This window comes from Nocardioides daedukensis (genome assembly GCF_013408415.1).
GTDB lineage: Bacteria > Actinomycetota > Actinomycetes > Propionibacteriales > Nocardioidaceae > Nocardioides > Nocardioides daedukensis.
Genome location: NZ_JACCAA010000001.1, coordinates 3623027 through 3634953, shown reverse-complemented (window position 1 = coordinate 3634953; position 11927 = coordinate 3623027). Strand labels below are relative to the sequence as shown.

The following is an 11927-nucleotide window of genomic DNA, read 5'->3' as shown; positions in this document are numbered from 1 at the left end:
GGGAGGGTGAGACCGTCAACGAAACAACGAGAGGACGACCCCATGCCTGCCCAAGCTCCCCCGGTCATCGATGAGCGCGACGGTCTGCGTGCCTACCTCATCCAGCAGCAGGACGCGTTCCGCGCCGTGATCTTCGGACTCACCGACGAGCAGGCCGGCGCGACGCCGACCCGCAGCGCTCTCAGCGTCGGCGCGCTGGTCAAGCACGCCGCACACAACCAGGTCACCTGGGCTGCCCACGCCCTGGCCGCCCCGAACCCGGTGAGCGACGACCGTCCCCTCGAGGAGGTGTACGCCGACCGCGAGCGCAACATCACCTGGCTGCCGACCGACACCGTGGCCGACGTCCTGGCCCACTTCGACGAGGTGTCGAGCGCCGTGCTGGAGGCCATCGCAGCGGTCGACCTCGACGCCCCGGTCCCCGTTCCCGACGCGCCGTGGAACCCGAAGGACATCACCGCCTGGTCCGTGCGGTGGGTGTGGCTGCACCTGATCGAGGAGCTGGCCCGCCACGCCGGTCACGCGGACATCATCCGGGAGTCGATCGACGGCGCCACCATGTTTGAGCTGATCGCCGGTCGCGAGGGTTGGCCCGAGACGGAGTGGCTCAAGCCGTGGCGCAAGGAAGAGTCCTCCAAATGACTGGGCAGGCCGTGACTGGGCCCGACACGACCGGCCCCGTCGTCGCGCGCACCGTGCAGATCACCTTCGACTGTGCCGATCCTGACGCCCTCGCCGGCTTCTGGAACGAAGCGCTCGGCTACGAGTACGCCGCCCCACCGCCCGGCTTCTCCACCTGGCAGGAGGCGCTGGACAAGCTCGGCGTCCCGACCGAGGAGCGCAATCGCGCCTCCGCCTCGGTGGACCCTGCCGGCACCGGCCCGCGGTTGTTCTTCCAACGCGTCCCCGAGCGCAAGTCGGCCAAGAACCGGGTGCACCTCGACGTACGCGCCGCACCGGGCCTCGAGGGCGAGGAACGAATGACCGCTCTCGAGGCCGAGGCCAGCCGACTTCTCGCGCTCGGCGCCACCCGGGTCGAGAGGTTCGAGCCGGCGCCGCCGATGGGCGCCGGGTTCATCGTGATGCGGGACCCGGAGGGCAACGAGTTCTGCCTGGACTGAGCCGGGGAATGACACCGGGCGCCGCCCCTCCTGGTGGAGTTGCGACGCCCGGGCTGCTCCCTCGGGGCTGCGCGGCACCTCGCGGCGCGGCGCGTGTGGCTCAGTTGTAGGTGTGGAAGCCCTTGCCGGTCTTGCGACCGAGGTTGCCCTCGGCGACGACCTTCTCGAGCCCGGCGGCCGGCGCGAAGCCGGCCTCCTTGAACTCGGTGTGCAACTCCTGCTGGATCGCCAACGACACGTCGTTGCCGACCACGTCGAGCAGCTGGAACGGTCCCATCGGGAAGCCGGCCTGCTCCTTGATCGCGGCGTCGACCGTGTCGATGTCCGCGCGGCCCTCGTCGACAATCTTGACGGCGTCGTTGAGGTAGGGGAACAGCAGCGCGTTCACGATGAAGCCGGAGCGGTCGGCGCAGGAGACGGCGACCTTCTTGACCTTCGCGCACAGCGCCAGGACGGTCTGGTCCACGTCGGCCGAGGTCGCCGAGGTGGTGACCACCTCGACCAGCTTCATCACGGTGGCCGGGTTGAAGAAGTGCATCCCGATGACCGACTCGGGGCGCGAGGTGACCTCGCCGAGCTGGGTGATCGGCATCGACGAGGTGGTGGTGGCCAGGATCGCGCCGGGCTTGGCGATCCGGTCCAGGTCCTTGAAGAGCTGCGTCTTGATCTCGAGGTCCTCGGCAATGGCCTCGACGACGAGGTCGACGTCGGCCAGGTCCTCACGGCTGGTGGACCCGGTCAGGCGACCGAGCACCGCAGCCTTGGTGTCCTCGTCCAGCTTGCCCTTCTCGACCAGGCGACCGAGACCCTTCTCGATGAACGCCACGACACCGGCGATCTTGTCCTCGCCACGACCCACGAACACGACGTCATAGCCGGCCTGGGCGAAGACCTGGACGATGCCCGAGGCCATCGTGCCGGTGCCGACGACACCGACCTTGGTGATCTCGTGCTTCAGCTGCGGCGCCTCGGCATCGGCACCGGCGGCACCGGACGCGAACGTCGTACCCTCGGCGGCCAGCTTCTCGAGCAGGTCGGCCGGCTTGTGCAGGTTGTCGCCGCTCTCGGAGAAACGCGCAGCCAGCTCGTCACGGACCTGCTGGACGCCGATCTCGTCGATGGTGGCCAGCGGGCCCTGCGGGTAGCCGCAGCCGAAGCGCATCGCGTTGTCGATGTCGGTCGCCGAGGCGTAGCCGCTCTCGAACATGCGGACCGCGTGGTTGAGGTAAGGGAGGACCAGCTCGCGGCTGATCTGCTCGTTGGTGGCTGAGGTGTCAGTCATGCGAGCGATTGTGACACGCGTTCTACCCGCGGGTAACCCTCAGACCAGAACTCGATACGTGATCTGGAAGACGTTGACGCGCGAGGCGATATGTCCGCGGTTCACGAACCGGTACGCCGCACTTCCCGGCGCACCGGTAGCCTCGCCTCCCGTGAGACTCGTTGTTGCGCGCTGCCAGGTCGACTACGCCGGCCGCCTCTCGGCCCATCTGCCGATGGCGACCCGCGTGTTGATGATCAAGGCCGACGGGTCGGTGCTGGTGCACTCCGACGGAGGCTCCTACAAGCCGCTGAACTGGATGTCGCCGCCCTGCAAGGTCACCGAGGGCGTGACCGAGGACGGTCAGGTCGAATGGCTCGTGACCAGCCGAGCATCGGGCAAGGGCCCCGCCGACACCCTGCGCATCCTCCTCGAGGAGATCCACTCCGACTCCGAGCACGACCTCGGCATCGACCCGGGCCTGCAGAAGGACGGCGTGGAGAAGCACCTGCAGGAGCTGCTCGCCGACCACCCGGCCAGCCTGGGCACCGGCCTGACCCTGGTCCGCCGGGAGTTCCCCACCCCGATCGGCCCGGTCGACCTGATGTGTCGCGACGCCAACGGTGAGTCCGTGGCCGTCGAGATCAAGCGTCGTGGCGAGATCGACGGCGTGGAGCAGCTGACCCGCTACCTCGAGCTGCTGAACCGCGACCCGCTGCTCACCGCCAAGGGCGCGGTGCGCGGCATCTTCGCGGCCCAGGAGATCAAGCCGCAGGCCAAGGTGCTCGCCACCGACCGCGGCATCCAGTGCGTGACCGTCGACTACGACGCGCTGCGCGGGATGGACGACCCCACCGAGCGACTCTTCTAGGCGACAGGATCTGGAACCGTTCCCGGCGCGTCCACTCCCGGCTGAACGTCTGACAGGATCTGACCATGCTCATCTTCCACATCGCCGAGAAGTCCCGCTGGGACGCCGCACGGCTGGCGGGCTCCTATGCCCAGTCGACGCTGGATCGCACGCTCGAGGAAGAGGGCTTCATCCACGCCTCCCGCGAGGACCAGGTCGAGGGCGTGCGGGAGCGCTACTACGCCGACGTCCGCACTCCCCTGGTGCTGTTGACGATCGACACCGAGAAGCTGACCTCCCCGTGGAGCGAGGACGAGGTGGGCGACACGACGTACCCGCACATCCATGGGCCGATCAACCCGTCCGCGGTGGTCGCCGTCGAACCGCTCGGCGGCCAGCAGGCACGCCCCCAGCGCAGCTTCATGGGTGAGTTCCTGGCCGAGTTCTCGTTCCGCATCGCCGCCGCGATCGTGGTGATGGTCGTGGCCTCGGCATGTGGCTTCCTCGGCGTCTGGCTCTGGGGAGACTCGGCCGGGCTCTGGGCTCTCCTGGTGGGCGCGGCCCTGTCCACGGCCGCCATGATCGCACTCTACCGACGCCGCGAACGACGCCTCGCCGGCTGAGGGTCAACCGGCCAGGGCGGCGACCTCGTCGGCGGTGCCCCAGGACAGGGTGACCCCGGCGCCGCCGTGGCCATAGCAGTGGATCACGTCGCCGATCCGTTCGACGCGGACGGCCGGACGCACCGGGCGCAGGCCCACCTTGTGGCGCAGCACCCGTGCTCGGTCCACGCCCGGCACCAGGCGTGCGGCCCGCTCCAGGATGTCCGCGGCAGTCTTGGGTGACGGGCTCCGGTTCCACTCCCCCTCGGCATCGGTGCCGCCCACCACGACGTCGTGCGCGCGGGGCACGACGTACGTCGGTCCTGCCGCATCCAGCCACCACCGGTCGAGGCCGAACTGCTCCACGACGACGACCTGGCCGGCCACCGGCGTCACCGAACGGTCGCCCGCAAGGTGTCGGGCACCGAGCCCGGCGCAGTCGACGACCAGGTCGGCACCCGTCGGGAGGGCGGACAGGTTGAGCCGGGTGATGGTGCCGCCGAGCTCGTCCACCCGCCGGCTCAGCCAGCGCAGGTGGACCGGCATCTCAATCACCGGCGTGGTGAAGGTCCAGCCGTCGACATAGCCCGCCGGCAGCGAGGTCTCACGATCCAGACTCGGCACGGCCTCGCGCCACCACGGATCACGCTGGCGGTTGGTGAAGACCTCGGTCCCGGTGACCATGGAGACCCCGGTCTCCGGCTCACCTGCCAGGCCGACGAACTCGGCGTACGACGCTCCGGCCCATGCCGTGACCCGGTCCTGGGGAAGGGCTCGATAGGGATACCAGAACGCACCGGCGATGGCACTGGTCGTCTCCAGGGGTAGGTCGCGTGCGACGACATTCACCCGGTGGCCACGCTCGAGCAGCCGGACAGCACAGGTCAGGCCGATCACACCGGCGCCCACGACGATCACTCGAGACATGGCAGGAGTCTGCCGCACTTGTCCCGATCCGCGCGTGGATCAGGCCGCCTTGGCCAGCTTCTTCTTGTCGACCTTGACCAGTTTGCGCTTCTTCACGGTGTAGCCGGGCGGGAGCGTGCCCTCCTTCATCATGCGGATCGGGCAACGCTTGCAACGGTCCTTGGACACGCAGCACTCGCTCTTCGGCTTCACCTTCTTCCCCATGCCGACGATGATACGCCCCAACGTGAAGGGTTGCCTTACCTCTGTGACGCGCATCGCATCCGGGCGTCCCTGTCAGTCGAGCGCGCGCACCGACCAGCCGGCCGTGTCCCGGTCGAGGACCAGGGCCGTGGCAACATCGAGCACCAACGCCACCGCTTCCCCGCGGTGCAGGTCGGCCAGGTCGTCGAGGACCTCGGGCACCGGGTCAGCGACACCGAGCCGCGGCAGGTCGAGCCTGATCTCCACCGGGACCCCGAGGTCGTCTGCGACCTCGACGGCCCGGGCCAGGCTCCTCGCGTCGCTGTAGACCAAGGACACCTTGGCGCTCCGCAGTCCCTCGAACCGATCGAGGTCAGTGGCCGCGGCCGGCACGACCCACATCCGGGCGGGGCACTGGAGGTCGGACATGACCCCCATTGTGCCCCCGCCCGAACGTCGTCGAGTCTCAGTCGAGCTCGTTGGCCTTCCGGATCACGTCCACGATGCCGTCCATGATCTGGGTCAGGCCGAAGTCCTTGGGCGTGTAGACCGCAGCGACTCCGGACTGGATCAACGCCTTGCCGTCGGAGTCGGGGATGATCCCGCCGACGATCACCGGGACGTCGCCCATGCCGGCCTCCTCGAGGCCGGCGAGCACGGCAGGGACCAGCTCCATGTGCGATCCGGACAGGATCGAGAGACCCACGCAGTGCACGTCCTCGGCGACGGCCGCGGCGACGATCTGCTCGGGGGTCAACCGGATGCCCTGGTAGATCACCTCGAAGCCAGCGTCGCGAGCACGCACCGCGACCTGCTCGGCACCGTTGGAGTGTCCGTCGAGTCCCGGCTTGCCGACCAGCAGTCGCAGCCGGCCTCCGAGCTCCTCGCCGGTGGCCTGGACCCTCTCGCGCACGGCGGTGAGCTCGGCTCCGGCCTCGGCCACCCCGACAGCGCCGGAGACACCGGTCGGTGCACGGAACTCACCGAAGACCTCGCGCAGCGTTCCGGCCCACTCACCGGTGGTGGCACCTGCACGCGCGGCGGCCAAGGTGGCCTCCATCAGGTTCTCGGTTCCCTTCGCGGTCTCGGCGAGCCGGGCCAGGGCCTCGGTGACCGCGTTCTCGTCGCGCTGCGCCTTCCACGCCTCGACCGAGGCCTTGGCGGCCTCCTCGGCCTTCGGATCGGCGGTCATGATCGCCTCGTCGAGGTTGGCCGTCAGCGGCGACGGCTCGGTGGTCTCGAAGCTGTTCACCCCGACGATCTTCTCCTCGCCGGACTCGATCCGAGCGCGACGTGCGGCGTGGGCGGAGACGAGCTCCGACTTCATGTAGCCGGACTCGACGGCCGCGATCGCACCGCCGAGCGCCTGGACCCGGTCCATCTCGGCCTTGGCGCCCTCGACCAGTGCGTTGACCTTGGCCTCGATCACGTGCGAGCCGTCGAAGATGTCCTCGTGCTCGAGCAGGTCGGACTCGAAGGCCAGCACCTGCTGCAGGCGCAGTGACCACTGCTGGTCCCAGGGCCGGGGCAGGCCGAGCGCCTCGTTCCACGCCGGCAGCTGTACGGCGCGGGCGCGGGCGTTCTTGGACAGCGTGACGCCGAGCATCTCGAGCACGATCCGCTGGACGTTGTTCTCGGGCTGGGCCTCGGTCAGGCCGAGGGAGTTCACCTGGACGCCATAGCGGAAGCGGCGCATCTTGGGGTCCTGGACGCCGTAGCGCTCACGGGTGATCTCGTCCCAGAGCTGGACGAAGGCCCGCATCTTGCAGGTCTCCTCCACGAACCGGACACCAGCGTTGACGAAGAAGGAGATCCGGCCGACGACCTTCTCGAAGTCCTCCTCCGAGACCTGCTTGGCGTCCTTGACCGCGTCCAGGACGGCGATGGCCGTGCCCAGTGCGTAGGCGAGCTCCTGGGTCGGCGTGGCGCCGGCCTCCTGCAGGTGATAGCTGCAGATGTTGATCGGGTTCCACTTCGGGATGTAGTTCACCGTGTAGGCGATCATGTCGCTGATCAGCCGCAAGGAGTGCTCGGGCGGGAACACGTAGGTGCCGCGGGAGAGGTATTCCTTGATGATGTCGTTCTGCGTCGTCCCGGCGAGCTGCTTGGCCACCTCGGCAGGGTCCAGCTCGGGGTTCTGCTCCTCGGCGGCGACCTGGTACATCGCGAGCAGCCACATGGCCGTCGCGTTGATGGTCATCGAGGTGTTCATCTCCGTGAGCGGGATGTCCTTGAAGAGCTTGCGCATCTCGCCCATGTGCGGGACGGGCACGCCGACCTTGCCGACCTCGCCGCGCGCCAGCGGCGAGTCCGGGTCATATCCGGTCTGCGTGGGCAGGTCGAAGGCAACCGAGAGCCCGGTCTGTCCCTTGGACAGGTTGTTCCGGTACAGCGCGTTCGATGCCTCGGCCGTGGAGTGGCCGGCGTAGGTGCGCATCACCCACGGTCGGTCCTTGGTCACCGGGTTCTCTGCAGAGTTGCTCATGAGCGAAGCCTAGAACGAAGTTGACCGACCGGTAACCGTGTCCGTGTGTGGGGATGACTACATCCAGCGTCGTGCCCAAACCTCATGCGCAGTCATCTGCGCGGGAACAATCAGCACGCCCGGGACCCGGCCGACTCCCCTGCGGTCGGCCCGGTCCGGCCGCGTCGGCCGAAGGACGCCTCTGCGTCAGGCCGGGATCTTCTCGCGCTCGACCGCAACCAGTCGGCGCAGGTGGGAGACGTGCAGCATCCGTCGGACGGCAGGGCCACAACCCCGCAGGCGGAGGTGGCGTCCGTCGCGTTCGGCCGAACGCGTCGCGACGGCAAGGACCTTGAGCGCGGTCACGTCGACCGCGTCGACATCGGTGAGGTCGACGAAGATCTCCTCGTCGAGGCACTCGTGCAGGTGCTGGTAGATGGCGGCTCGAACTTCCATGGTGCTGCGCACGTCGAACTGCCCGGCAAGGACGAGTGCCGGACCGTCGGTGGTGATGTCCATGTCGTCTCCCCTTCTTCATGGACGCCCGAACGCCCACGTTGAAACCTTCTGTCACCAACTATGACGCGGACCACGTTGTTTTGGTTGCCCCGCGGCCCGGATATTTCTGCGGATCCACCGGATGACACATGGTCGGACGTTCGTGAGGCGCAATGTCCGCTATGTGACTGGTGTGACTCAAGTGGTGCTCCATGGACCCAACCGCACCGCATTGCGACCCTGGACAGCGCCCCTGTACCCCGGCCACTACGCTCGATGCATGGTCAACCTCACCCGCATCTACACCCGCACCGGCGACGCCGGACAGACCCGACTCAGCGACATGAGCCTCACGTCGAAGACCGATCTCCGGCTCGAGGCCTATGCGACGGCCGACGAGGCGAACGCAGTGATCGGTGTGGCGCTGGCCCAGGGCGCGCTCGACGAGCCCGTCGTCAAGGTGCTGACCCGCATCCAGAACGACCTCTTCGACGTCGGCGCGGACTTTGCCACGCCGGTCGTGGAGAACCCCGAATATCCGCCGCTGCGCATCGAGCAGGACTACATCGACCGGCTCGAAGGCTGGTGCGACGAGTTCAACGAGGACCTGGAGAACCTCCGGTCCTTCATCCTCAACGGGGGCACCGCCGGTGCGGCGCACTTGCACGTCGCGCGCACCGTCGTACGTCGTGCCGAGCGCGCCGGTTGGGCCGCATGGGCCGAGCACGAGGCGACGATGAACATCCTCGCCATCAAGTATCTGAACCGGCTCTCGGACCTGCTCTTCATCCTGGCCCGGCACGCCAACCGTGAGAACGGCGATGTGCTGTGGGTCCCCGGCGGCGAGCGCTGAGGCACTATGCTCGGCGCATGCCTACGGTGGCCTCCGATGCGCGCCTGAGTGCCCACGTCGACAGGATCGAGCAGGAGCATCCCCCGGTGCCGCTCGACTCGGTCGACTACACCGTGCACCGGCCCGAGCTGCTCGCAGAGCGATATGGGCACGTGCTCGACTACCTGGCCCGCGTCGAGCTCGAGGTGGACCGCAACGTCCTGGAGCTGACGGCCATGCTTCCGGACGCCTCGGCAGTCGACCGGCGCTTCTACAGCGAGGTCTGGCAGCCCCAGGAAATCCACCACGGCCTGATCCTCGACAAGCTGCAGACCGTCATCGGACGCCCACCAGCGGTCACCGACACCACGACCGTCTCGCCGAAGATCCGCATCCTCGGCGCCCTGGCCCACCTGTCGCCGGTCCATGACGTGGTGCGCATGCTCTACTACCTGACCGGCATGTCGACCGAGCGCTCCGCGGTGCTGGCCTACAACCGTCTCCACGACGGGGTGGCCCAGCTCGGCGAGACGGCCGTCGCGCAGACCGTGATCGCCCCAATCCGGCGCCAGGAGCCCGGCCACTATGCGTTCTACCGGCTCTCGGCCACGGCGCTCGACGCCCAGCTCTCGCCGTGGCAGCGCTGGCTGATCGCCCGCCTGCGGCGGATCTCGTTCGCCCCTGTGGGTGCGAACAACGACTTGCAGCGGGCCGACTTCGGTGCGGTGCTGGTCGCGCTCGGGGTCGAGGACGACCTGGACCACTTCGTCACCGAGATCAGTCGCGTCGAGAACGACCTGCTCTGGGCCCAGCGCCGCGGACTGCCGGTCCCGACCTACGTCATGGACGCGATGCGCGAGGCGATCGAGCTGCACCGGGCCGGCTGAGACCGACTCCCCCGGTCGACCGGCCCAGCCTCAGGTGATGTCCTTGCGCAGGGTCGTGAACCGGCCGATCACCGCGAACACCACGGCATAGGCGATCAGCACCGCCGCTCCGGCCCAGCGACCGAGCAGCTCGAGACCCGAGGCGGCATAGAACGACGAGCCGACCAGCGCTTCGGCAGCCGCTCCGGGCAGGAACTTGGCGCTCTCGCTCATCGCACCGAGGTCCAGCGCGTCGCCTCCGGCGGCCAGGCCGATCCGCAGGATCGGCTCGACGAACTGGGTGAAGGCAAGGATGATCACGATCGCGGCCACCTGGTTGGTCAGCATCGTGCCCAGCCCAACGCCGATCACCGCCCAGATGGCCAGGGAGACGACCGAGAAGATCAGGTTGCCCCACACCTCGCCGTTGTCGAGGTAAAGCCCGTCGCCGACCGTGCCGAGCAACGGGGCCGCGCCGATGACCGCGCCCAGGGTCCCGATCACGCCATAGACCAGGCCGAGTCCCAGGTTGACCGCGAGCTTGGCGAACAGCACCGTGCTGCGAACCGGCTGGTAGAGCAGGGTCGGGGTGATCGTCTGGTGGCGGAACTCGCCGGTCATCGCCAACGCGCCCACGATCAACGGGAACACATAGCCCAGCGATGCCCCGACGGTGTACGTCGCTTGTGCTGCCTCGAGGCCCGACGGTACGCCGCCGCCACCCATCCCGGGTCCGGTCGGCTCGGTGCTCTGGGTGAGGGAGAACCCGAGCACGGCTCCCAGGAACGCCATGTAGCCGAACATCACCAGGGCCAGCAGCCACCACATCTTGGTCGTGGTGATCTTGCGCCACTCGCTCGCCATCGTCGCGATCATGCTGCCACCGCCGAACGGTTGGGGTCGGTCAGTTCGAGGAAGACCTCTTCCAAGCCCTTGCCCTCACCGGCCAGGCCATGGATCTCGAGCCGCTCGGCGTGTGCGGCGGCCCCGACCTCGGCCGGACCTGCGCCGATCAGGTGCAGACCACCGCTGACGACCTCGAACTGCCAACCCCGCGACTGGGCCAGTCGGGTGAAGCCGTCGATGTCAGGGGTCACCACCTTCACCCGGTCAGCGGCCATCGCGACCAGGTCCTGCAACGGCGACTCGTGGACCAGCCTGCCGCCGGCGATGACGACCACGTCGTCGACGGTGGCCTGGACCTCGCCCAGGACGTGGGAGGAGACCAGGACGGTGCGGCCCTGGTCGTGGGCCAGGTGCCGCAGGAACCCGCGCAACCAGACGATCCCCTCCGGGTCGAGCCCGTTGGAGGGTTCGTCGAGCACCAGCACGCCCGGATCGCCGAGGAGGGTCGTGGCCAGGCCGAGGCGTTGGCGCATGCCCAAGGAGAACCCACCCACCTTGCGGTCACTGACCGGGCCCAGGCCGACGTGCTCGAGCACGTCCTTGCAGCGCTGGTCCGCAACTCCCGCAAGCGGAGCAAAGACCCGCAGGTGGTCCAGCGCCGAGCGGCCGGGGTGGAAGCTGGCCGCCTCCAGGGCTGCTCCGACGACCGAGGCCGGCCGATCGATGTCGACATACTTCCGGCCGCCGATTGTGGCGCTGCCGCTGTCGGGCGCCACGAGCCCCAGCAACATCCGCAGCGTGGTGGTCTTGCCTGAGCCGTTGGGCCCCAGGAAGCCGGTCACCACGCCGGGTCTCACCGTGAAGGTGAGGTCATCCACGGCCCGCACAGCGCCGAAGGCCTTGGTCAGGTTCTTGATCTCGATCGCGGTGCCCGCCACGGTCGCCCTTTCGTCGCTGATTAGGTGCATGTCCCAACCTATGCGGGACTCACAGCTGGGGGCGACGCCGGGTCCAGTCGGCGCCCGGAGGCGCGGACTCCAGCCAGGACTGGAAGCCCATCAGGGATGCCGAGTTCATCGCCATCTCGATCCGCCCGTCGGGGGTGGCAACCATGACGATGACGTGATCGGCGTACAGCGCCATCTGCTCGCTGTCGGCCGGCTGGCGACGACCCGAATAGCTGAGCTCAGAACGGTGCCACGAGCGCCGCGGGCCGGGGGCCAACGAGAAGATCCGGAACCACTGCAGCTGCTCGCCCGAATAACGGCCGAGCCCGAGAACCCAGCCGCGCCCGATCTGTGCAGACCGGGCGCGGATGCTGAGCTCGAAGGTGCCGCCGTTGCGGGAGATCATCCGGCGACGGATGACCAGGGCGCAGCCGCAGACGACGACGAGGATGAGCAGGACGACGATCAGATCGACGATCCATTGCCAGAATGGCATTCACCCTCCCAACCAGAATGACGCGCGTGGCGTC

15 protein-coding genes are annotated in these 11927 nt (G+C 68.4%); 6 read left to right on the top strand and 9 right to left on the bottom strand.

What is annotated here, in order from left to right; genetic code table 11:
• The first annotated feature begins 42 nt into the window (after window positions 1–42).
• The gene (locus BJ980_RS17755) at window positions 43–642 is read left to right on the top strand and encodes a DinB family protein (RefSeq protein WP_179503520.1); all 600 of its coding nucleotides are present in this window, start codon (window positions 43–45) and stop codon (window positions 640–642) included.
• Complete coding sequence (locus BJ980_RS17750) at window positions 639–1121, top strand: VOC family protein (RefSeq protein ID WP_179503519.1); 483 nt, start codon at window positions 639–641, stop codon at window positions 1119–1121. The genes BJ980_RS17755 and BJ980_RS17750 overlap by 4 nt, the downstream gene beginning before the upstream one ends.
• 100 nt (window positions 1122–1221) lie before the next feature.
• Here the strand turns inward: BJ980_RS17750 and BJ980_RS17745 are convergent, their stop codons facing one another.
• The gene (locus BJ980_RS17745) at window positions 1222–2403 is read right to left on the bottom strand and encodes a 3-hydroxyacyl-CoA dehydrogenase NAD-binding domain-containing protein (RefSeq protein ID WP_179503518.1); all 1182 of its coding nucleotides are present in this window, start codon (window positions 2401–2403) and stop codon (window positions 1222–1224) included.
• A 151-nt stretch (window positions 2404–2554) separates the two neighbouring features.
• On the opposite strand from BJ980_RS17745, the gene nucS reads away from it, so the two are divergent.
• Both nucS and BJ980_RS17735 read left to right on the top strand, forming a co-directional pair.
• Complete coding sequence (gene nucS, locus BJ980_RS17740; protein WP_179503517.1) at window positions 2555–3253, top strand: endonuclease NucS; 699 nt, start codon at window positions 2555–2557, stop codon at window positions 3251–3253.
• Between the two features lie 65 nt (window positions 3254–3318).
• Complete coding sequence (locus BJ980_RS17735) at window positions 3319–3855, top strand: DUF952 domain-containing protein (RefSeq protein ID WP_179503516.1); 537 nt, start codon at window positions 3319–3321, stop codon at window positions 3853–3855.
• Window positions 3856–3858: 3 nt separating this feature from the next.
• On the opposite strand, the gene BJ980_RS17730 is transcribed toward BJ980_RS17735, so the two are convergent.
• The 5 genes from BJ980_RS17730 to BJ980_RS17710 all read right to left on the bottom strand — a co-directional run bounded on the left by BJ980_RS17730 (window position 3859) and on the right by BJ980_RS17710 (window position 7927).
• Window positions 3859–4761, bottom strand: a complete 903-nt coding sequence (locus BJ980_RS17730) for an FAD-dependent oxidoreductase (protein WP_179503515.1) — start codon at window positions 4759–4761, stop codon at window positions 3859–3861.
• A 39-nt stretch (window positions 4762–4800) separates the two neighbouring features.
• Window positions 4801–4965, bottom strand: a complete 165-nt coding sequence (locus tag BJ980_RS17725; protein ID WP_179503514.1) for a hypothetical protein — start codon at window positions 4963–4965, stop codon at window positions 4801–4803.
• 72 nt (window positions 4966–5037) lie between these two features.
• Window positions 5038–5373, bottom strand: coding sequence for a hypothetical protein (locus BJ980_RS17720; RefSeq protein ID WP_179503513.1), 336 nt, complete (start codon window positions 5371–5373; stop codon window positions 5038–5040).
• 37 nt (window positions 5374–5410) lie between these two features.
• A complete protein-coding gene (locus BJ980_RS17715) occupies window positions 5411–7429 on the bottom strand; it encodes a protein meaA (protein WP_179503512.1) in 2019 nt (672 codons plus the stop codon).
• Between the two features lie 186 nt (window positions 7430–7615).
• Window positions 7616–7927 carry an STAS domain-containing protein gene (locus BJ980_RS17710; protein ID WP_179503511.1) on the bottom strand — a complete coding sequence of 104 codons (312 nt, stop codon included), beginning with the start codon at window positions 7925–7927 and terminating at the stop codon, window positions 7616–7618.
• Window positions 7928–8186: 259 nt separating this feature from the next.
• On the opposite strand from BJ980_RS17710, the gene BJ980_RS17705 reads away from it, so the two are divergent.
• Both BJ980_RS17705 and BJ980_RS17700 read left to right on the top strand, forming a co-directional pair.
• Window positions 8187–8759 (top strand): cob(I)yrinic acid a,c-diamide adenosyltransferase, encoded by a 573-nt coding sequence (locus tag BJ980_RS17705; RefSeq protein WP_179503510.1) that lies wholly within the window; start codon window positions 8187–8189, stop codon window positions 8757–8759.
• A gap of 17 nt (window positions 8760–8776) precedes the next feature.
• On the top strand, window positions 8777–9625 hold the full coding sequence (locus BJ980_RS17700; RefSeq protein ID WP_179503509.1) for a GTP-binding protein LepA: 849 nt from the start codon (window positions 8777–8779) through the stop codon (window positions 9623–9625).
• A 30-nt stretch (window positions 9626–9655) separates the two neighbouring features.
• Here the strand turns inward: BJ980_RS17700 and BJ980_RS17695 are convergent, their stop codons facing one another.
• Genes BJ980_RS17695 through BJ980_RS17685 form a run of 3 tightly spaced genes read right to left on the bottom strand, consistent with a single transcriptional unit; the run spans window position 9656 to window position 11893 of the window.
• Window positions 9656–10480: an ABC transporter permease gene (locus BJ980_RS17695; protein ID WP_179503508.1), complete on the bottom strand. Its 825-nt coding sequence runs from the start codon at window positions 10478–10480 to the stop codon at window positions 9656–9658.
• Window positions 10477–11418 carry an ABC transporter ATP-binding protein gene (locus tag BJ980_RS17690; protein WP_179503507.1) on the bottom strand — a complete coding sequence of 314 codons (942 nt, stop codon included), beginning with the start codon at window positions 11416–11418 and terminating at the stop codon, window positions 10477–10479. Before BJ980_RS17690 ends, BJ980_RS17695 begins: the two co-directional genes overlap by 4 nt.
• Before the next feature lie 19 nt (window positions 11419–11437).
• Entirely contained in the window at window positions 11438–11893 is a 456-nt protein-coding gene (locus BJ980_RS17685) for a DUF2550 domain-containing protein (protein WP_179503506.1), read from the bottom strand.
• Window positions 11894–11927 lie beyond the last annotated feature (34 nt).